Genomic DNA, 20971 nt, shown 5'->3' with positions numbered 1-20971 from the left:
CGCCGGCTCCGCCGCGCGCGCCAGCCCCGCCGTGGATGCCCCCGGCGGCCCAGCCGGCCGCGGCATCGGCGGACGGGCAGAACCCCACCCCGTTCACCGGCACGCCGCCGTTCGGGCCGCCCTCGTTCGTCCCGAAGACCGGCTCGACGGTGGGCGTGGCCCAGCCGATCATCATCAACTTCCCGGGAACGGTGGAGGACGCCGGTGCCGCGATCAACGCCGTGCATGTCTCGTCGGTGCCGCCGGTGCCGGGCAAGTTCTACTGGATGACCCCGACCCAGTTGCGGTGGCGCCCGATCAACTTCTGGCCCGCGCACACCGCGGTGACCGTCGACGCCGGCGGCACCGTGACCAACTTCCAGACCGGGGACACGCTGATCGCCACGGCCGACGACTCCACCCACCAGCTGACCATCACCCGCAACGGCACGGTGGAGAAGACCTTCCCGATGTCGATGGGCATGACGTCCGGCAATCACCAGACGCCCAATGGCACCTACTACGTGCAGGACAAGAAGGCCTCGGTGGTGATGGACTCCTCCACCTACGGGGTCCCGGTCAACTCGACCTACGGCTACAAGGTGACGGTCGAGGACGCGGTCCGCTTCGACAACGTCGGCGACTACGTGCACAGCGCGCCATGGTCGGTCGACGACCAGGGCAAGCGCGACGTCAGCCACGGCTGCATCAACATCAGCCCCACCAATGCCAAGTGGTTCTTCGACAACTTCGGCCCGGGTGACCCGATCGTCGTGAAGAACTCCAGCGGCGGCAATTACAAGAAGAACGACGGCTCCGCCGACTGGATGAACTAACCTCCCAGCCCGGCAGCCCCCGCAAGCGGGAGGTACCCCCAGCAAAATCGCCCATCCCGAAGAGGAATTGGGCGATTTTGTGTCTGCTCGCGAGTGTAAGTGGGGGCTTTCGCGGGGCGCGCGATTATGTATAGCATCATACATACTGCCGACCCGAGGAGCGCCGATGCGCAGTCCACGCGAGCGGATGGTGATCTCCGCCGCGCTGCTGATCAGGGAGCGGGGCGCCCACGCCACCGCGATCTCCGATGTGCTCGAGCACAGCGGCGCGCCGCGAGGCTCGGCGTACCACTACTTCCCCGGCGGCCGCACGCAACTGCTCTGCGAGGCGGTCGACTACGCCGGCGAACACGTCGCCGGGGTCATCGCCGAAACCGACAGCGGAGCTCAGCTGCTGGACACCCTGATCGACAAGTACCGCCGCCAGCTGCTCGACAGCGACTTCCGCGCGGGCTGCCCCGTGGTCGCGGTCTCGGTGGAAGCCGGTGAGGAAGACGGCGAACGCATGGCGCCGGTCGTCGAGCGTGCGGCGTCGGTGTTCGACCGCTGGACCGACCTGATCGCGCAGCGCTTCATCGCCGACGGGATACCGCGCCCGCGTGCCGCGGACCTGGCGATGCTGGCCACCACCGCGCTCGAGGGCGCGATCGTGCTGGCCCGGGTGCGCCGCGACCCGGCTCCCCTTGACGTCGTGCACCGCCAGCTACGCGACCTGCTGCTGGCCGAGGCGACCAGAAAGGACGTCCCGCGATGACCGGAGAATGGAAGTCCACCGCCTGCATCCTCTGCGAATGCAACTGCGGCATCGTCGTCCAAGTCGAGGATCGCCGGCTGGCCCGCATCCGGGGCGACAAGGCGCACCCGGCGTCGCAGGGGTACACCTGCAACAAGGCCCTGCGGCTGGATCACTACCAGAACAGCGGCGCTCGCCTCACGTCGCCGCTGCGCCGCCGCGCGGACGGCAGCTTCGAGGAGATCGATTGGGACACCGCGATCGTCGAGATCGCCGAGGGTTTCAAGCACATCCGGGACGCCTACGGCGGCGACAAGATCTTCTACTACGGCGGCGGCGGGCAGGGCAACCACCTCGGCGGGGCGTACAGCGGCGCCTTCCTCAAGGCCCTCGGGTCGCGCTATCGGTCGAACGCGTTGGCGCAGGAGAAGACCGGCGAGGCGTGGATCGACGGGCAGCTGTACGGCGGCCACACGCGCGGCGAATTCGAGCACGCCGAAGTGTCCGTCTTCGTCGGGAAGAACCCGTGGATGTCACAGAGCTTTCCCCGGGCCCGGGTGGTGCTCAACGAGATCGCCAAGGACCCGGCCCGGTCGATGATCGTCATCGATCCCGTCGTCACCGACACCGCCAAGATGTCCGACTTCCACCTGCGGGTGCGGCCCGGCACCGACGCGTGGTGCCTGGCCGCGCTGGCGGCCGTCCTGGTGCAGGAAAACCTTTGCAACGAAGCGTTTCTGGCCGAGCACGTGCGCGGCGCCGACGCCGTCCGCGCCGCGCTGCGCGAGGTGTCCGTGTCCGACTACGCACAGCGGTGCGGGGTCGACGAGGAGCTGTTGCGCGCGGCGGCCCGCCGCATCGGCGCGGCGGCCAGCGTCTCGGTGTTCGAGGACCTCGGGGTGCAGCAGGCGCCCAACAGCACGCTCTGCTCCTACCTCAACAAGCTGCTGTGGATATTCACCGGCAACTTCGCGAAAAAGGGTGGCCAGCATCTGCATTCGGCATTCGGACCGCTGTTCGGCCAGTTCTCCGGCCGCACGCCGGTGACCGGCGCCCCGATCATCGCCGGGCTGGTGCCCAGCAACGTCGTGCCCGAGGAGATCCTCACCGACCACCCGGACCGATTCCGGGCCATGATCGTGGAGAGCAGCAACCCCGCCCACTCGCTGGCCAACTCGGCGGCCTGCCGGGAGGCCTTCCAAGCGCTCGAACTGATGGTCGTCATCGACGTCGCGATGACCGAGACCGCCCGACTCGCACACTACGTGCTGCCCGCGGCCTCCCAGTTCGAGAAGCCCGAGGCCACCTTCTTCAACCTGGAGTTCCCGCACAACGCTTTTCAGCTGCGCCGGCCGCTGCTCGAGCCCCTGCCCGGAACGCTGCCCGAACCCGAGATCTGGGCCCGGTTGGTGCGGGCGCTGGGCGTGGTGGACGACGCGGACCTGCGGCCGCTGGCCGAGGCCGCCCAGCGCGGCCGGCGGGCCTACACCGAGGCGTTCCTCACCGCGACCGCGAACCCGACGGTCGCGAAGCTGCTGCCCTATGTCCTCTACGAGACGCTCGGGCCCACGCTGCCCGACGGCCTGCGCGGCGCGGCCGCCCTGTGGGGGCTCGCCCAGAAGGCCGCGCTGACCTATCCCGACGCGGTGCGCCGCGCCGGCCACGCCGACGGCAACGCGCTGTTCGACGCGATCCTCGACACCCCGTCCGGGGTGACGTTCACCGTCCACAACTACGAGGACGATTTCGCGTTGATCAGCCACGCCGATCACAAGATCGCGCTGGAAATCCCGGAAATGCTCACCGATTTGGCGGCCCTGGCCCAGGCGCCACCGCGGCTCACCACACCGGAGTTCCCGATCGTGCTGTCGGTGGGCGAGCGCCGCGCCTACACCGCCAATGACATCTTCCGCGACCCGTCCTGGCGCAAACGCGACGCCGACGGGGCGCTGCGAGTCAGCGTCGAGGACGCCCAAACCCTCGGGCTCGCCGACGGATGCCGCGCCCGCATCAGCACCGCGGCCGGCAGCGCCGAGGCCACCGTCGAGATCACCGAGACCATGCTGGCCGGGCATGCTGCCCTGCCCAACGGTTTTGGGCTCGACTACGTCGACGGCGACGGGCAGACCGTGACACCGGGCGTCGCCCCGAACGCGCTCACCTCGACGGAATGGCGCGATCCCTACGCGGGCACGCCGTGGCACAAACACGTGCCCGCCCGGATCGAAGCGGTCGGCGTGCCCGTCAGTTCCAGATCCTGACCCGCCGCTGCGGCTCCAGGAACAGCGCGTCGTCCTCGGCGACGTCGAACGCCTCGTAGAAGGCGTCCATGTTGCGGATGACGCCGTTGCAGCGGAACTCCGGCGGTGAGTGCGGATCGGTGGCCAACCGCCGGATCGCTTCCGCCGGGCGGGATTTGGTGCGCCACACCTGCGCCCAGCCGTAGAACACCCGCTGCACGCCGGTGAGGCCGTCGATGACGGGTGCGTCCTGGCCGTCCAGCGACAGCTGATAGGCCAGCAGGGCGATCGACAACCCGCCCAGGTCACCGATGTTCTCCCCGACGGTGAACGCGCCGTTGACGTGGTGACCGGCGTCCAACCCGCGCGGCGTGTACGCCTCGTACTGCTCGATCAGGGCCTTGGTGCGGGCGCCGAATTCGGCGCGATCGGCGTCGGTCCACCAATCCACCAGGTTGCCGTCGCCGTCGTACTTGGCGCCCTGGTCGTCGAAGCCATGCCCGATCTCGTGCCCGATCACCGAGCCGATCCCGCCGTAGTTGGCGGCGTCGTCGGCCTCGGGGTCGAAGAACGGCGGCTGCAAAATGGCTGCGGGGAAGACGATTTCGTTCATCCCCGGGTTGTAGTAGGCATTGACCGTCTGCGGGGTCATGAACCACTCGTCCTTGTCGACCGGACCGCCCAGCTTGGCCAGTTCGCGGTCGTGGTTGACCGCATAGCCGCGCCGAAAGTTGCCGTACAGGTCGTCGCGGTCGATCACCAGCGCGGAGTAGTCCCGCCACTTCGCCGGGTAGCCGACCTTGGCGACGAACTTGTCCAGCTTGGCCAGCGCCCGCTCCCGGGTCTGCGGCGTCATCCAATCCAGCTCGTTGATGGACAGCCGATAGGCCGCCTTGAGGTTGTCCACCAGCGCGTCGATGCGCGCCTTGGCCCCGGGCGGGAAATACCGCTCCACATAGATCTTTCCGACGGAATCGCCCATCAGGTTCTCCACCAGCGACACGGCCCGCTTCCAGCGTTCCCGGATCTGCTCGGCGCCGGTGAGCAGCCGGCCATAGAAGTCGAAGTCCGCGGCGACCAGCTCGTCGGTCAGCCAGGACGCCCGCGCGCGGATCAACCGCCAACGCGCCCAACGCTTCCAGTCCTCCAGGTCGCCGCTCGCCCACAGGTCGGCGAATGCGGTGAGGTAATCCGGTTGCCGCACAATGACTTCCGCGAACGCCTCCGGTGTGCCGCCGAGCGCGGTCGCCCAGCCGGCCCAGTCGAAGCCCTTGCCCTCGACCTGCAGGTCCGCGAAGGTCCGCAGGTTGTAGGAGAGCTCTGCGTCGCGTCGCTTGACCACGTCCCAGTGCGCGGCGGCCAGCTTGGTTTCCAGCGCCACGATGCGGGCCGCCGTCTCGGCGTGCGTTTCCGCGGCGCCGCCGTACACCAGGGCGAACATCCGGGCGATGTGCCCCGGGTATGCCGCGCGCACCTCGGCGTGCCGCTCTTCGCGGAAATAGGACTCGTCGGGCAGCCCGATGCCGGACTGGGTGACGTGCACGAGGTACCGGGCGGAATTCTTGGCGTCGGTGTCGATGTACATCGCGAGGCCGCCGCCCACCCCGGTGCGCTGCAGCGCGCCCACCGCCGCCGCCAACGCGTCCGCGTCCGCGGCGTCGTCGATCGTGGCCAGCTCGTCGAGCAGGGGTTGCAGGCCGCGCCGCTCGATGGCCGCCTCGTCGAGGAAGCTGGCGTACAGGTCGCCGATGCGTTGTTGGTCGGTGCCCGCGGCGGCGCCGGTCTCGCTGGCCTCGACGATCAGATCGCGCACCTGCTCCTCGGCACGGTCGAACAGGTGCCGGAACGCGCCGTCGGTCGCACGGTCCGCCGGTATGTCGTATTCGGCCAGCCAGCGGCCGTTGACGTGTCCGAACAGGTCGTCTTGGGGGCGGGTGTCGGCGTCGACGTGGCTCAGGTCGATGCCCGAGCGGATGGCCTCTACAGTCACCCCGCCATCCTTCCATCTTTGTCGGGTGCGACGATCGGGCCATGTCCGACGGCCAGCGAACCGAGCCAACCAACGAGCAAGTCGCGGAGGCGGAGGACGCCGACGCCGAGGAATTCCGTGACGACGACGCCGCAGGCGGCCCGATGTTCTCCGCGTACGGCATCGCGTCGGCCGTCCTCGGTGTGCTGTCGGTGGCGGCGATCGTGTTCGGGTTCTTCCTGTGGTCGGGGCACCGCGACGACACGGGCGAACGCCGCTACCTGTCCCGCGTCATGCAGACCGCCGCCGAGTGGACCGGGGTGCTGATCAACATGAACAGCGGCAACGTCGACGGCAGCCTGCAACGGCTGCACGACGGCACGGTCGGCGAACTCAATACCGACTTCGACGCCGCCATGCAGCCCTACCGGCAGGTGGTGGAGAAGCTGCAGTCCAAGAGCGCCGGGCGAATCGACGCGGTGGCCGTCGAGACCGTGCACCGTGACCTGGACACCCAGCCCGGTACGTCCCGGCCGGTGGTGACCACCAAGCTGCCGCCGTTCGCCAGCCGGTTGGACGCGGTGATGCTGGTCGCGACCTCCGTCAGCGAGAACGCCGGCGCCAAACCGCAGACGGTGCACTGGAATCTGCGCCTCGACGTGGTCAACGTCGACGGCAAGCTGATGATCTCGGGGCTGGAATCGATCCGATGAGAAACCTGCTGCGCCTGCTCGCGTTCGACATCCTGGCGCCGCTGGCCGCGGTGGCGGCGTTGCTGGCGATCGGGCTGGTCCTGGGCTGGCCGCTGTGGTGGGTCTCGGCGTGCTCGGTGCTCGTGCTGCTGATCGTCGAGGGCGTCTTGGTCAATTTCTGGCTGCTGCGGCGGGATTCGGTCAGCGTCGGCACCGACGACGACGCGCCGGGGCTGCGGTTGGCCGTCGTCTTCCTGTGCACGGCCGCACTGGTGGCCGCGGTGGTCACCGGTTACACGCACTGGACGCGGTCGGACCGCGTCTTCAAGGACGACTCCCGCGACGTGGTCCGGGTCGCCACCGGGATGGCGGAGGCGATGGCGTCGTTCACCCCGGGCGCCCCGGACAGCTCCATCGACCGGGCGACGGCGCTGATCGTCCCCGAGCACGCAGCCGCCTTCAAGGAGCAGTACACGAAGTCCAGCTCCGAACTGGCCCAGCACAATGTGACCGCGCAGGCCGCCACGCTGGCGGCCGGGGTCGAGGCGCTGGGGCCGTCGGCGGCCAGCGTCGCGGTGATCCTGCGGGTCACCCAGAACGCGCCGGGCCAACAGCCCAGCCAGTCGGCGCCCGCGCTGCGCGTGGCGCTGACCAAGCACGGCGACGCCTGGCTGGTGTCGGACGTGCTGCCGATCAGGTGATCAGTTGGAGTCTGCCGAGCGCGTCGACTTCACCTTGACGAACCGGTCCGAGAGCCGGCGCATCCGGATCATCAGGGCGGCCGACGGGCTGGTGCTGCCGTCCAGGTAGGCGGCGAGCTCCGCGGCGGTCACGCCGATGCGCGAGGCGAATTCCTGCTGCGCCAGGCCGGAGCGGTCGATGAGCAGTCCGACGTGGCGGGCCACCTCGGCGCGTTCGTTGGCTTCCAGGTGGGTGCGGGCGCGTTCGAGCACCTCCCACAGCGCCTTGGAGATGCCGTAGGGCCGGGTGCCTTCGAGCACCTCTTCGACCTGGCGGGCGGTGCGGCCGTACGGGTCGCGCTTCAACGCCGCGGCGATCCGCTTCCAGGTGGCGATGTCGCCGCCCTGCAGCGCAGCGCGGATGGCGGAGGTGGGCCAGAACTCCACCGGCTGGTCGGGGTCCGGGGCGGGCGCGGCGTCACGCCTGCGCGGCTCGGTCGCCGGCCGGTGGGGCGGTGCGGGGCGTCGGTCAGGTGCCAACGTCACCTCGCCTCCTCCAGCATCGCGACGGCCACCGAGAGGCAGCGCTGCCTGATCTCCTCCCAGTCCGAGCGGGCGTCGGTCTCCGACCCCTGCTCGTCGTTGAAATCACAGGGATCCGGATCAGCGAGTCGACGGACCAACTGGGTGGCGATCCATTGCCGCCTGGGCGACTGACAACAGTAGTACCTGTCCATGCCGGCCAGCACCACAGCGGCGGTCTCGGGCTCCAACGTTTCAACCATATCGGCAAAGTCGGCGTAATCGCGTCGGCTGTTACGGCTCATGATGAGGTAGCCCTTGAGGCGCAGCGTCTCGGCGCCGGTCGGGACCAGCAGCCGGTCGCCGGTGGGCAGCTGCACGTGGGTGGTTTCGACCGGGCAGCGGCGCTCGTAGACGGCCCGGTCGGCGGCCTCGGTCTCGCTCTCCAGCGCGTCGATGGCGACGGAGAGCCGCCCCCGCCACAGGGTGACCGGGTGGACGGGCCGGTCCGCCCCGACGATCGCCTTGGCGATGCCGTTGCGCGAGGTCAGCCCGCCGACCAGTTTCTTGGTCCCCGAGGAGCCGTTGGTGTGGCCGTTGCTGCCGTTCTTCCGGTCGGCAGCGCCGGCCGCGACACCCGCCCTCTCGTCGTCGATGTCGACCTGGTGGGGGATCTGACCGGGGTCCCGGCCGCGCTCGGTGTCGGATCCCTCCGGCTGGGCGCCCGGCCTTTCCTTGCCGTTGCGTCCGCAACCGGTGAAGGCCAGCGGGTCGGTCACGCAGATGGCGTCGGGCGCCAGGTGCTTGAGCTTGGCCGCCGACTTGAGCACCATCCGCAGGTCGGCGTTCGGCGCCGTCAGCGCCGAGATGTCGTCGGGGATGACCACCACGTCGCCCAGATCGACCTCCGGCAGGGGCCGGTCGAAGTCGACCGACGGCAGCACCCGGGACAGCCACGGCGGGATCCACCAGTTCCACTGGGCGAACATGGCCATCAGCGCCGGCACCAGCACGAGCCGCACCACCGTGGCGTCCACCGCGATCGCCACCGCGCAGGCGACGCCGATCTCGGCGACCAGCGGCATGCCGGCGAACGCGAAGCCGATGAAGACCGCGATCATGATCAGGGCCGCGCTGGTGATGGTGCGGGCGCTGGTGCTCACGCCGTACGCCACCGCGTCGCGGGTGTTCCCGGAGTGCAGGAAGCGTTCGCGGATGCGGGTCAGCAGGAAGATCTCGTAGTCCATCGACAGCCCGAAGGTCATCGCGAGGACCAGCGGGGGGACCGTGCTGTCGATCGAGCTGATCTGGGCGAAGCCGAGGTCCTTCAGCCAGCCCCACTGGAACACCATCACCAGGCTGCCGTACGCCGCGGCGACCGACAGCAGGGTCATCAGCACGCCCTTGAGCGCCAGGAACACCGAGTGGACCGACACGAGCAGCATCACGAACGCGATCAGCGCGACGATGGCCAGCACCAACGGCTCGGTCTTGGACACCTGGTCGTCGAAGTCCTTGATCAGCGCGGTCGGGCCGCCGACATCCACGCGGGCGGTTCCCCGGTCGGGCACCTTGGGCAGCTGCGCGCGCATCCAGCCGACGGTCTCGCGGGCGCGCATGTCCTCGGGGTCGACCGTCAACACCGCGGAGAGCAGGGCGCTGCCGTTGTCCTCGGCGAATTGCGGCGGCGCGACGGACACGATGTTGGGCGCCTGCGTCATGCGCTGCCGGATCGCGGCGATGGTCTGTCCGTGCTCGGGTGAGGCGGCGCCGCCGTCGGGGAAGGTGATCAGCACCCGGATCGGGCCGAGCGCGCCGGGGCCGAGCGCCTCGGCCGCCGCGCCCACGCCGGCGCGGATCTCGTGCGAGGAGTCGAACTGGCGCAGCAGGCTGTTGCCGAGCACCATCGACGACGCCGGCGCGGCCATGACGAGCAGGACCAGCGACGCCCCCAGCGCCGACATCCACGGCCGCCGCATGACCCAGCCGATCCAGCGGTTCCAGAACCGCGATTGGCCGCCCTCCGGTCCGCGCGACCAATGCAGGAACGCCGACCGCTTGGCGGCCGACCGGCCGAAGGTCGCCAGCGCCGCCGGGGTGAGCGTGGTCGACGTCAACATCGCGACCGCGACGGCCAGGATCGCTCCGGTCGCCATCGACTTCAGCGCCGGCGTGTTGATCACGTAGATACCGGTGAGCGAGGCGACGACCGTCATCCCGGACAGCACCACGGCCAGCCCGGAGGTCGCCATCGCCGCGTCGACCGCCTCCTTCGGCTCGCGGCCGGAGCGCAGCTCCTCGCGGAAGCGCATCAGGATGAACAGCGAATAGTCGACGGCGAGCGCGATCCCGAACATCGACACCGTCGAGGTCACGAACACCGACATGGTCGTGTAGGCCGACAGCAGGTAGACCAGGCCCATGGTGACCACGACCGTGCAGATGCCGAGGGCCAGGGGGATCGCCGCGGCGGCGAGCGAACCGAAGACGGCGAGCAGGACGATCAGGATCACCGGCAGGTTCCAGCGCTCCGCGGCGGCGATGTCGTGCTTGGTGTTCTGCGCCGCGGCGGCCGACAACGCACCCTGCCCGATCACGTACAGGCGCACCCGGCCGTCCGCGGTCTGGCCGGCCTGATCGCCCTTGACCCCGACCTTGGTGCGCAACCGCTTGGCGACGTCGCTGGTGTTGCGGGAATCCAGCCGCAGCGACAACACGTACGGCCGGTCGGGTTGCGGCGGCCGCTGGGTGGGGTTGGGCACCTCCGAGACGCCGGGCACCTCGGCGGCGGTGCGCCTCAGCAGCGCGACGGCGTCGTTGATGTCGGCGTAGCTGGCGTCCGGGCGGGGCGCCGCGACCAGGGCGAGCGAGGACGACCCCTGGTCGTGGTACAGCTCCTCGAGCTGGTCGTGGACGAGCAGCGACTGCGAACCGGCCACCTCGAAGCCGCCGCCGGTCAGGTTCCCCGACTGCGTCAAGGCCAGATAGACCGCCGGAACCAACGCCAGCAACCAGCCCGTGAAGACCAACCAGCGGTACTTACGCAGGCTGCGGCTGAGGCGCATCATTAACTGCTGGATTTCTTCACTCCCCGTGTTTCGCTTAACGCGTGCTGGCGAGAATACCGCAGCGGCCTGTGGATGATGTCAGCTTTCTGGTTCCTGAGCTGCAACGACGGGCTTGTTGCCAAGACGCTGCCAAGTCGTTGTGAACCGGTTACCGGCGGGATTTTCCTCACACGGGTGCACGCGCGCTGGCAGGGCGCACGCCGGCGATGGCAGGATGTCGGGTGGCCGGCGGGGCCCCGGGGAACTCCGCGATTCGACGAGGCCGTCCACAGCAGCCGTTTGCGGGCGTCGGTGCTGCGCGTGACGCCGCAAATCGTAAGGAGTTTCGATGACCAGAGGCACCGCGACCGGGCCCCGCAAGATGCGCCGCAAGATCGTGGCCGGGCTGATCGCCACCACCGTGCCGTGCGCCGCCCTGGCCGTCCTGGCTGGGCCACCGGCGACGGGCGCCAGCGACCCCTGCTCGGCCAGTGAGGTCGCCCGCACGATCGGTTCGGTCTCCAAGTCGATGGGCGACTACCTGGACTCGCACCCGGAGACGAACCAGACGATGACCTCCATGCTGCAGCAGCAGGCGGGACCCCAGTCGATGACCGGCCTGAAGTCCTACTTCGAGGCCAACCCGAAGGTCGCCGGCGACATGACGTCCATCGCCCAGCCGTTGACCAACCTGTCGCTGCAGTGCAAGCTGCCGATCTCGCCCACCCAGGCGATGGGCATGATGCAGCAGGCGCAGGGCGCGGCCGGTGGGCTGCCCGCGCTGCCTGGCAACGCGGCGGGCGCGCTGCCGCTGGGCGGCAACCCGGCGGCCACCGGGCCGGTCCCGCCGGCGGCGGCCAATCCGTTGTCGGGGCCGCCGCGCGGCAACACCGCCGGCTAGCTCCCGGTTTCAGGGCTCCGGTCGGGCGGTAGCGGGCCCTGCAGGGCGGTCTCGGTCGGATCGTCGGCGGCCGGGTCCTGCGGCGCTCCGGGCGCGGGTTTCGGCGTCGCCTCCTCGTCGTCCGGCACCGCGACGTTCTCGGTCCGGAACACGAAGAAGAACACCACCCAGCCGATGGCGGAGATGAGCAACCAGCTGATCAGCCGGTAGATCAGCATGGCCGAGATGGCGTTGGGCAGCGACATGCCGCTGGACACCAGACCCGGCACCAGCACCGCCTCAACGACCAGGAGGCCGCCGGGCATCAGCGGGATGGTGCCGACGGCCCGCGCGGCGGCGTAGGCCACCGTCAGCCCGGCGACCGAGGCGTGATCGCCTGCGGCGTAGGCCGCGAACCCGAGACAGGCCACGTCGGCGACCCAGTTGAACATCGACCAGCCGAACGCCACCCCCATGTCGCGCCGGCCCAGGCTCACCGACTCCAGCTGCGCCAGCGTCTCGCGCCACTTGGCCAGGCCGGTGTCCGCGGGCCTGCCGCGAACGGAGTTGACCCACGACAACACCCGGCAGCCGATCCCGTCGATCAGCTCCGGCCGCGACGCGACGGCCTGGGCGAGCAGCAGCAACGCCACGAAGCCGCCGAGGGTGAACAGCAACGAGAACGGGTTGTTCTTCGCGCCGAGGAAGAAGGCCCCGCCCAGCCCAAGCAGCGCCAGCCCGACGGCCTGCAGGACGCCCGCCATCACCAGCTGCCACGACGCCACCACTGTCGAGGCGCCCCAAATCCGTTGCTGCCGAAGCAAAAACGTCGCCGACAACACCGGGCCCCCGGGCAGCGTGGTGCTCAGCGAGTTGGCGGCGTAGACGGCGGCCTCCGACCGCAACTGTTTGACGTGCACGCCGGCCGAGCGCAGCAGCGTGCGCTGGATCTGCGCGAAGCTGTGCATCGACGCGGCCGACGCCACCACCGACGCCAACAGCCACCACCAGTTCGCCTCGTACAGGCTCATCCAGGCCTTGGCCAGCTGATGCCAGCCCAGCGCGACCTCCACGGCAAGCACGACCGCGACGATCCCGAGGATCAGCCAGCGCACCCACCAGTACTTCCCGCGCGGGGCCTCTTCGCGCGGGAAGTCGAGATTGCGGGCGGGTGCGTCGTGCGGCACGTGATTTAGGGTAACGGTGCAGGTGGCGCGGGCATCGCCGCGCGGCGCCGACCGTGTCGCCGTCGTAACCGGATCGTGCCGACGCGGCCGCGCGCCGGCGCCGCGCGCACGTTTGGCGGTGCCCCGCGCCGGATAGGCTCACCCCATGCCGGCAAACACCGACGACGCTTCGGTCGAACCCATCGTCCGCAAGACCGCAGCCTGGGCCTGGCGTTTGCTGGTCATCCTCCTCGCGCTGGTCGCGCTGCTGTGGGTGGTGAAGAAGCTCGAGGTGATCGTCGTCCCGGTCCTGGTGGCGCTGCTGCTCAGCGCGCTGTTGCTGCCGGTCGTCGACTGGCTCGACCGCCGCGGCCTGCCCCGCGGCGGCGCGGTGGCCCTGGTGTTGCTCGGCGGCTTCTCCATCCTGGGCGGCATCCTGGCGTTCGTCGTCAACCAATTCGTCGACGGTCTGCCGGGCCTGACCGACCAGGTCACCCGCAGCATCGAGTCAACCCGGCGGTGGCTGATCCACGGGCCGGCGCACCTGCGCCGCGAACAAATCGACAACGCCGGCAACGCCGCGATCGAGGCCCTGCGCAACAATCAGACGAAGCTGGAAAGCGGCGCCCTGTCCACCGCGGCGACCATCACCGAACTGGTCACGGCGGCCGTGCTGGTGCTCTTCACGCTGATCTTCTTCCTCTACGGCGGCCGCAACATCTGGGCCTACGTGTCCAAGATCTTCCCGGCCGACGTCCGGGACCGGGTGAGCGAGGCGGGCCGGGCCGGCTACGGGTCGCTGACCGCGTACGTGCGGGCCACCTTCCTGGTGGCGCTCACCGACGCGGCCGGGGTCGGCACCGGCCTGGCGATCATGGGCATCCCACTGGCGCTGCCGCTGGCCTCGCTGGTCTTCCTGGGCGCGTTCATCCCGCTGATCGGTGCCTTGGTCTCGGGTCTGCTGGCCGTGGTGGTCGCCCTGCTCGCCAAGGGCATTGTGTACGCACTGATCACGCTCGGCCTGCTGATCGCGGTGAACCAGTTGGAGGCCCACGTGCTGCAGCCGCTGGTGATGGGCCGCGCGGTCTCGATTCACCCGCTCGCGGTGGTGCTCGCCATCGCCGCCGGCGGCGTGCTCGCGGGAATCGTCGGCGCGCTGCTGGCGGTCCCGACGGTGGCGTTCCTCAACAACGCGTTCCAGGTGCTGTTCGCGAAGGATCCGGCCGCCGAGGCCGAGAAACAGACCGAGGAGGCCGACGAGGGTGGCGCGATCGTCCAGGCGGAGCCGGACGAGCCGGCGACCGCGTCGGACTGATCCCTACAACCGGCCCTCGCGGCGCAGCAGGTCCTGGGCGGACAGGCCGCCGCCGGAGCGTCGGCGCTGGCGCGCGTCGCCGTTGTCTCCCCGGGAGTTCATCTTTTCCGTGGCCGCGTCGGAGTCGTCGCCCTCGGGCCGCGGAAACGCGGTGGTGGGTTCGGCCGCGTCTTCCGCATCGTCAGAGCGGTTGGCGGGCACCGGAATCGCGCGCGTCTGGCCGCTGGACGGCGGCGGCGGTGGCGTCGCGGGGGTGGTGGGCCGTGGCGGCGCCGACGGCGCCGCATTGGCGGGCCGCTCGTGGGCGGGGGCGGAGTTCGGCACCGCCAGCCTCGTCGTCTGAGCCTCCGTCGGCTGGCCCGGCCGGGCCTGCACGCGCGCGGCGTCGCCGGGGGGCGCCGCAGGGCGCATCGCCGCGCCTGCGGGCGCTTCCGCCGCGGGTTCGGGCGGAGCCGGCCGCGTCGCCCGGGACGGCTCGAGGGCCGCGGGGTGGGTGGGGTCGTGTGGCGGGCGTGGCCCGGCGGCGACCAGGCTGGCCGCCACCGGCGGTCGCGCGGGCCGGCCGTTGAGCGTCGGCCGCTTGCGCTCGTCGGGCAGGTCGATCTCGCCGAGCCCGATCCGGTTCTGCAGCCGCCTGGCCCAGCGCGGGGCCCACCAGCAGTCGTCGCCGAGGAGTTTCATCACCGACGGCACCAGGAACATCCGGACCACGGTGGCGTCCAGCAACAGCGCCGCCATCAGGCCGAACGCCAGGTATTTCATCAGCACCAGGTCGGAGAACACGAAAGAACCGGCGACCACGGCCAGCACCAGCGCGGCCGCCGTGATCAGGCGCCCCGTCGTCGCGGTGCCGATGCGGATGGCCTCGGCGGTCGACATGCCACGTTCGCGCGCCTCGACCATGCGGGACACCAGGAACACCTCGTAGTCGGTGGCCAGACCGAAGCCCACCGCGACGACCAGCGCGATCAGCACCACCATCAGCGGGGTCGGGGTGAAATTCAGCCAATGCGACAGGTGCCCGTCGACGAAGATCCACGTCAGGATGCCCATCGTGGACCCGAGCGTCAGCGCGCTCATCACCGCGGCCTTGATCGGCAACACCACCGATCCGAACGCCAGGAACATCAACAGCATGGTCGCGGTGAGCAACAGGACCAGCATCAGCGGAGCCTTGTCGAACAGGCTGTGGATGCTGTCCTGCTCCAGCGCGGGGGTGCCGCCGACATAGAGGTTGAGGCCCTTCGGCGGGTTTATCGCCCGCAGCTCGCTGATCTTCTTGGCGGCATCGTTCTTATTGACGAGGCCGTTCTGGATCACCCGCACCGAGCCGTCCTTGGGCACCGTCGTCCCGTTCGGGCCGGCGACGCAGGGGTTGCCCGCGATCGTCGGGCAGGGCCGCTCCTCCCAGGTCTTGTCGGTGAAGCCACCGATCGAGGAGATCCGGTTGCGGATGTCGGCGACCTGTTGGTCGGTGACCTTGCTGTTGTTGGTGCTCTGAATGACGACCGTGAGTTGCTCGGTGCGGTATCCGGGGAAGAGCTTGTCGAAGTGCTCCTGGGCCTGGCGCACCGAATTGTTCGGCGGCAAATACTTTTCGCTCATGCCACCGAACGACAGGTTGCCCAGGGGGATGACGAGCAGGATCATGCCGACGGCGATCGGGATGGCGAACGCGAGCGGCCGCTTCATCACCCAGTTGACCAGCTTGCCCCAGAAGCCGGCCTCGACCTCTTCGCGGGTCTTGGTCTTCTGCAGCCGGTCGGCGAGCCAGTTGAGGTAGGCGCGCGACCACTTCCAGTTCCGCAGGAACGGCACCCGGAACGCGGTCCGGACGCCCAGCGCGTCCACGTGGCGGCCGAGGATGCCCAGGCAGGCCGGCAGGAACGTGATCGACAGCAGCGCGGCCAGCCCCACCGCGGCGAAGATGGCGTAGGTCAGCGAGTGCACGAAGCCCTGCGGCAGCACCAGCAGGCTGGCGCTCGAGGCGATGATCAGCACCGCCGAGAACGTGACGGTGCGCCCGGCGGTCATCACCGTTCGGCGCACGGCCGCCTCGGTGTCGTAGCCCTCGGCGATTTCCTCCCGGAACCGGCTCACGACGAAAAGTCCGTAGTCGATGGCGATACCGAGGCCGATCAGCGAGACCACGGGCTGGGCGAAGAAGTGCACCGGCCCGAACATGGCGACGAGGCGGAGGATGCCGAGCGAGCCGGCGATGCTGAGCCCGCCGACGATGGCGGGCAGGCCGGCGGCGATCGCGCCGCCGAAGACCAGGAACAGCACAACCGTCACCAACGGCAGTGCCAGCACCTCCATGCGCCGCTGGTCGGTGGCGATGGTGCCGGTCAGGGCGTTGGCGATCGGCTCGAGGCCGGCCAGCGCCACCGTCCCGCCGTCGAGCTTCTGCAGATCGGGCGCGATCGCCTTGTAGTTGTTGAGGATCGTGTCGTCATCGTCGCCCTTGAGCGGGATGGAAACGAACGTGTGCTTGCGATCCTCGCTGACCATGCCCTTGATCAGGGGATTGGTGCTGTCCGGCGCGGCCAGCCAGCCGGCCCAGCCCACCACCTGGTCGGCGTGGTCGGTCTTGAACTTGTTGAGCTGGGCGACGATCTTGTCCCGCCATGCCGGGTCGTCCACCGTCTTGCCCTCCGGGGCGGTGAAAGTGGCGACGATGTGGCTGGTGCGGTCGCGGCCGTAGGTCTGGTCGCCCAGCACCGAGGCCTTCACGGATTGGCTGCCCTCGTCGTAGAAGCCGCTCTGTGTGACATGCTTGCCCAGGCTCATCCCGAAGACGCCACCCAGCAGGCACAGAGCTACCGTGACCCCGATCACGATGTACCGATACCGGTACACAGTTCGACCCCACCAGGCGAACACGCAAGCTCCTTACTGGATCGTCAACGACCCGCGTGGTGTCTCGGTTTCCAAGCCAGTGTCACACACGCGCGGTCAACAGAGCGGACAGCGGCCGGAACGGCTGCAGCCATGCTCCCTGGTCAGGCAGCGAATCTAGGCCGATTCGCGGCAACGGCTCCCGGAACACACCGCTGATGTCTTCCAGGTCGACAAAGTCCAAGGTATCCGACGCTAGCGCCCAACTCGCATGTTCGCGAAATCCGATGACTTGGACGGCGACTCCGGTGCGGGCTATCTCCTCCAGCGGCAGGCGAAATGCCTGCCCGTCGGCCGACGCCACCACCAGCGCCGCCAGCCCCTGGCTGCGCCGCAGCTCGATGTGGGCGAGCATGTCGCGGTCGACGTCGCTGTCCTCGTCGATCTTCGGCTTGGCGAATACGGCGAACCCCACGTTGCGCAGCGCGTCCACCCAGGGGCGGACGACGTCGGCGCTGCCCGGCGCGATGTTGGTGAACACGGTGGCCTCGGGCTCGACCACGACACCGGGCCGGCTCGCGCTGACCTCGGCCGTACGCGCCAGCAGCCAGCGGCCCAGGGCGTCGAACCGCGGGCGCTCCAGGGCGGTGGGTCGTCTGCCCAGGATCGAGCCGAGCCCCATGTCGAGGTTGGGCGCGTCCCAGACCAGCAAGACACGGCCACCCGGCGGTGAGAAGCTGCCCAGCGACGCGTCGTCGGACAACACCGCCAGGGGTTCTGCTGCCGCGGTCTGTTCTTCCGCCAGGCTCATGGTCATCGCCTACTCATGTCGCAGCCAGATGAATTCGGTGACGGCGCTGCCCGCCTCGTGGGCCTTCGTCTCGTACTTGGTGGTCGGCCGCACCACCGAGATCGGGAGCCTGCTCGCGGGGTCGACGCGGCGCAGCCGCGGCTCGGCATCGCCGACGGCACCGATGTGCTCGGCGTAGCCGGGGTGGTCCGTCGCCGCATGCAGGACACCACCAGGGAGTAACCGGTCGGCGATCAGGCCAACCGTGCCCGGCTGCAAAAACCGGCGCTTGTGGTGGCGGGCCTTCGGCCAGGGGTCGGGGAAGAAGACGCGGACTCCGGTCAGCGAGCGCGGCGGGATCAGCCGCTGCAGCACGTCAACGCCGTTGCCGCGGATCAAGCGGATGTTGCCGACCCCTTCGCGGTCGATCGCGCACAGCAGTTGCGCCAGCCCGCGCTTGTAGATCTCCACCGCGATCACATCTATATCGGGTTCGGCCTTGGCCATCGCCACGGTCGAGGTGCCGCTGCCGCAACCGATCTCGAGCACCAGGGGCGCCTCGCGGCCAAACCATGCGCGGGTGTCCAGTGCCGGCTCCATGCCGCCTTCGTCCGTCGCGGACTGGGTGCCGACGGAGAGGCCCAGCTGCGGCCACAGCCGTTCCCAGGTCTGCCGCTGGGCGTCGGAAAGGGCGGATCGCCGGGAGCGAAAGGTCGATGCCGGAAGAAGGCGCTGGTCGCGACGGTCGTCCGATTCCTCCTGGGGCACGGCGCGCCATACTCCCACCCCGGGTTGCGCATGCATTTGTCCATGGTGGCGCATAAACGTGTGATGTAGCCGCCCCTGGTCCGGATTGATACCCAACAGTTGCCTTCAGCTGGTAACAGTCAGACGGTGGCTCGCATCAAAGTGACGCAAGTGCCACCATTCGGTGGGACCCGACCGGCCCCCGGGTCGGATCCATCGAACCGAACGTGAAGCATGAGGGGACGATGAGGGGACAAGGACACCAGGATTTCGTCGACGAACTGGCGGGATTCGCCGCCGGCCACCCCGACCCGCGCGTGACGGCGATCGCGGAGCGGACGGCCGCGCCGCTGGCCGTGCTCGTTCGTGGCCGCCCCGGCGTCGGGCGCGGCACCGTCGCCCGGGCGCTGGCCCGCGCCGGCGCCGCCGCGGGCATCGCGGTGAGCACGGCGGATGGCCGTGCTGCCGACGTCGTCGTCCAGGTGCTCGCCGAGGTGGCCAAGCCCGAAGACGCCGACGCGATCGCCGGCGCCGGGCGCCCGGTGCTTGCGGTGCTGAACAAGGCGGACCTGGTCGGGTCGCTGTCGGGCGGGGACGGGCCGATCGCGGCGGCGCGCAGCCGCTGTGCGGAGCTGACCGCCCGGATCGGTGTGCCCATGCTGCCGGTGAGCGGCCTGCTCGCGGTCGCCGCGCTCGACGGCCTGGACGACTCGTTGTGGTCGGCGCTGCGGACGCTGGCCGCGCATCCGGGCGCCGCCGAGTGCCTCGACGGCTCTTTCACCGGGTTCTTGGCGGCCGACAACCCCCTGTCGACCAGCGTGCGGATGCGGTTGCTGAACAGCCTGGACCTGTTCGGCATCGCGCTCGGGGTCGCGGCGGCGCGGCAGGGCAGGACCACCGCGCAGCTACGGGCCCTGCTGCGCCGGACGAGCGGGATCGACGCCGTCCTGTCCAAGATCTCGGTCGCCGGCGCCGAGGCGCGCTACCGGCGGGTGCTGGACGCCGCCGCGGAGCTCGAGGCCCTGGCGGTCGGTGACGAGACGATCGGCGCGTTCCTGTCCCACGACGACACCGTGGTCGCACGGATGGCGGCGGCCGTCGACCTTGCCGAGGCGGCCGGGCTGAACCCGGGCGTGGCGGGGCCCGCCGACTGGGACCGCGACCCGTCCGCGCACCTGCCGCGGGCGGTGCGGTGGCAGCGTTACAGCCGCACAACCTCGAGCGAGCTGCACCGCGCCTGCGGCGACGACATCGCGCGGGGATCGATGCGCCTGTGGTCGCGGGCCTGCGGGTCGCTGCCGGGGGACTGGCGGTGAGCGCCGACACGCCCGATGATCCGATTGCCCGAGTGGACGCCCTGGTTGCGAGCATCGGGCCGGAGCTGGACCCTCCCGCCGTGCACCGCCGCGACGTGGTGCTGGTGACGGGACCGTGGCTGGCGGGGGTGAGCGCGGTGGCCGCGGCGCTGCGGGAACGGCTGCCGGGGCACAAGTTCGTCGAGTCGTCGGAGTTGGGGCCCGGCGACGTGCCGCTGGCCGTGGTGTTCGTGGTTTCCGCGGCGGCGCACCTCACGCCGTCCGACTGCGCGCTGCTGGACGCCGCCGCCGCGCACACCGATGCGGTGGTGGCGGCGGTGTCGAAGATCGACGTGCATCGGGGCTGGCGCGACGTCCTGGCCGCCGACCGCGAGACGCTGGCCGCGCATGCGCCGCGCTACGCCGGGGTGCCTTGGGTGGGCGCGGCCGCGCAACCCGACCTGGGCGAGCCGATCGTCGACGACCTGGCGGAGGCCGTCTCGGCGCGGCTGGCAGACCCGGAGCTCGATCGCCGAAACAGGCTGCGGGCCTGGGAGTCTCGGCTGGCCACCGTCGCGGAACGGTTCGACCGCCAGGCCGACGGCGCGGGGCGCCGGGCGCGGGTGGAAGCGTTGCGCGACGAGCGCAGCACCGCGCTGCGGCAGCGGCGCGAGGCGAGGACCGAGCGCACCGTCACGCTGCGCGGTCAGATCCAGCAGGCGCGCGTTCAGCTGTCGCACTTCGCGCGCAACCGGTGTTCGTCGGTGCGCAGCGAGCTGCAGGAAGACGCCGCCGGTCTGTCCCGGCGCAGCATGGCCGGCTTCGAGGCCCACACCCGCGGCCGGCTGGACGAGGTGGTGGCCGAGGTGAACGAGGGCACCGCCACCCATCTCGCGGACGTCGCGCAGGTGGTGGGCGTCGCGACGGCCCTGCCGCCCCTCGAGCAGCTGCCGACGGTCGACGTCCCGCCGCCCCCGCTGAAAGCGCGGCGGCACGAGACCTGGCTGATGTTGCTGCTGGGCGCCGGGTTCGGCCTGGGCGTGGCGCTGACCCTGAGCCGGCTGATGGGCGGGCTGGCCGCTCGGCTCAGCCCCGCCCTGTCGGTGGCCGCGGCGGTCACATGCGTGGCGATCGGCCTGGCGGTCACCCTGCTGGTCATCCACATCCGCAGCCTGCTGCGGGACCGGGCGCTGCTCGACCGCTGGGCGGGGGACGTCACCTCCTCGCTGCGGTCGGTGGCCG

The 20971-nt window shown here is 70.2% G+C and carries 16 protein-coding genes; 9 read left to right on the top strand and 7 right to left on the bottom strand.

Annotated elements, in window-relative coordinates; translation table 11 throughout:
• From A9X05_RS16295 to A9X05_RS16285, 3 genes are all read left to right on the top strand, one after another.
• A partial coding sequence (locus A9X05_RS16295; protein ID WP_067782675.1) for a L,D-transpeptidase family protein occupies positions 1-815 on the top strand: 815 nt, incomplete at its 5' end.
• A 166-nt stretch (positions 816-981) separates the two neighbouring features.
• Complete coding sequence (locus A9X05_RS16290) at positions 982-1569, top strand: TetR/AcrR family transcriptional regulator (RefSeq protein WP_067761333.1); 588 nt, start codon at positions 982-984, stop codon at positions 1567-1569.
• Positions 1566-3809, top strand: coding sequence for a molybdopterin-dependent oxidoreductase (locus tag A9X05_RS16285; RefSeq protein ID WP_067782670.1), 2244 nt, complete (start codon positions 1566-1568; stop codon positions 3807-3809). The genes A9X05_RS16290 and A9X05_RS16285 overlap by 4 nt, the downstream gene beginning before the upstream one ends.
• On the opposite strand, the gene A9X05_RS16280 is transcribed toward A9X05_RS16285, so the two are convergent.
• Positions 3793-5778 carry a M13 family metallopeptidase gene (locus A9X05_RS16280; RefSeq protein ID WP_067782667.1) on the bottom strand — a complete coding sequence of 662 codons (1986 nt, stop codon included), beginning with the start codon at positions 5776-5778 and terminating at the stop codon, positions 3793-3795. The two genes, A9X05_RS16285 and A9X05_RS16280, sit on opposite strands and share 17 nt — an antisense overlap.
• Positions 5779-5819: 41 nt before the next feature.
• On the opposite strand from A9X05_RS16280, the gene A9X05_RS16275 reads away from it, so the two are divergent.
• The gene (locus A9X05_RS16275) at positions 5820-6470 is read left to right on the top strand and encodes a hypothetical protein (protein ID WP_067754979.1); all 651 of its coding nucleotides are present in this window, start codon (positions 5820-5822) and stop codon (positions 6468-6470) included.
• Positions 6467-7150: a hypothetical protein gene (locus A9X05_RS16270; protein WP_067754977.1), complete on the top strand. Its 684-nt coding sequence runs from the start codon at positions 6467-6469 to the stop codon at positions 7148-7150. The genes A9X05_RS16275 and A9X05_RS16270 overlap by 4 nt, the downstream gene beginning before the upstream one ends.
• Here A9X05_RS16270 and A9X05_RS16265 read toward each other — a convergent pair whose 3' ends face one another.
• Both A9X05_RS16265 and A9X05_RS16260 read right to left on the bottom strand, forming a co-directional pair.
• Complete coding sequence (locus A9X05_RS16265; protein ID WP_067754974.1) at positions 7151-7675, bottom strand: helix-turn-helix transcriptional regulator; 525 nt, start codon at positions 7673-7675, stop codon at positions 7151-7153. It abuts the gene before it with no gap.
• Positions 7672-10719, bottom strand: coding sequence for an efflux RND transporter permease subunit (locus A9X05_RS16260; protein ID WP_067782664.1), 3048 nt, complete (start codon positions 10717-10719; stop codon positions 7672-7674). The genes A9X05_RS16265 and A9X05_RS16260 overlap by 4 nt, the downstream gene beginning before the upstream one ends.
• Positions 10720-11047: 328 nt before the next feature.
• Here A9X05_RS16260 and A9X05_RS16255 point away from each other — a divergent pair, with 328 nt between their 5' ends.
• Positions 11048-11599 (top strand): hemophore, encoded by a 552-nt coding sequence (locus tag A9X05_RS16255; protein ID WP_067754968.1) that lies wholly within the window; start codon positions 11048-11050, stop codon positions 11597-11599.
• Here the strand turns inward: A9X05_RS16255 and A9X05_RS16250 are convergent.
• Positions 11596-12765, bottom strand: coding sequence for a TIGR00374 family protein (locus A9X05_RS16250; RefSeq protein WP_067754965.1), 1170 nt, complete (start codon positions 12763-12765; stop codon positions 11596-11598). The two genes, A9X05_RS16255 and A9X05_RS16250, sit on opposite strands and share 4 nt — an antisense overlap.
• A 145-nt stretch (positions 12766-12910) precedes the next feature.
• On the opposite strand from A9X05_RS16250, the gene A9X05_RS16245 reads away from it, so the two are divergent.
• Positions 12911-14059, top strand: a complete 1149-nt coding sequence (locus A9X05_RS16245; RefSeq protein ID WP_067782661.1) for an AI-2E family transporter — start codon at positions 12911-12913, stop codon at positions 14057-14059.
• A 3-nt stretch (positions 14060-14062) separates the two neighbouring features.
• Here the strand turns inward: A9X05_RS16245 and A9X05_RS16240 are convergent, their stop codons facing one another.
• Genes A9X05_RS16240 through trmB form a run of 3 tightly spaced genes read right to left on the bottom strand, consistent with a single transcriptional unit; the run spans position 14063 to position 18509 of the window.
• Positions 14063-16942, bottom strand: a complete 2880-nt coding sequence (locus A9X05_RS16240; RefSeq protein ID WP_067782658.1) for an MMPL family transporter — start codon at positions 16940-16942, stop codon at positions 14063-14065.
• A 58-nt stretch (positions 16943-17000) separates the two neighbouring features.
• Positions 17001-17708, bottom strand: coding sequence for an NYN domain-containing protein (locus A9X05_RS16235; protein ID WP_067756824.1), 708 nt, complete (start codon positions 17706-17708; stop codon positions 17001-17003).
• A 9-nt stretch (positions 17709-17717) separates the two neighbouring features.
• Positions 17718-18509: a tRNA (guanosine(46)-N7)-methyltransferase TrmB gene (trmB, locus tag A9X05_RS16230; protein WP_197499087.1), complete on the bottom strand. Its 792-nt coding sequence runs from the start codon at positions 18507-18509 to the stop codon at positions 17718-17720.
• A gap of 170 nt (positions 18510-18679) precedes the next feature.
• On the opposite strand from trmB, the gene A9X05_RS16225 reads away from it, so the two are divergent.
• Together A9X05_RS16225 and A9X05_RS16220 are read left to right on the top strand one after the other, a co-directional pair.
• A complete protein-coding gene (locus tag A9X05_RS16225) occupies positions 18680-19750 on the top strand; it encodes a hypothetical protein (RefSeq protein ID WP_067756807.1) in 1071 nt (356 codons plus the stop codon).
• On the top strand, positions 19747-20971 hold a 1225-nt coding region (locus A9X05_RS16220), incomplete at its 3' end, for a hypothetical protein (RefSeq protein ID WP_156736770.1). The genes A9X05_RS16225 and A9X05_RS16220, both read left to right, overlap by 4 nt.

The organism is Mycobacterium sp. E3298 (assembly GCF_001666895.1).
Taxonomy (GTDB): Bacteria; Actinomycetota; Actinomycetes; order Mycobacteriales; family Mycobacteriaceae; genus Mycobacterium.
The sequence above is the reverse complement of the archived record's forward strand: the minus strand, read 5'-3'. Positions and strand labels throughout refer to the sequence as shown.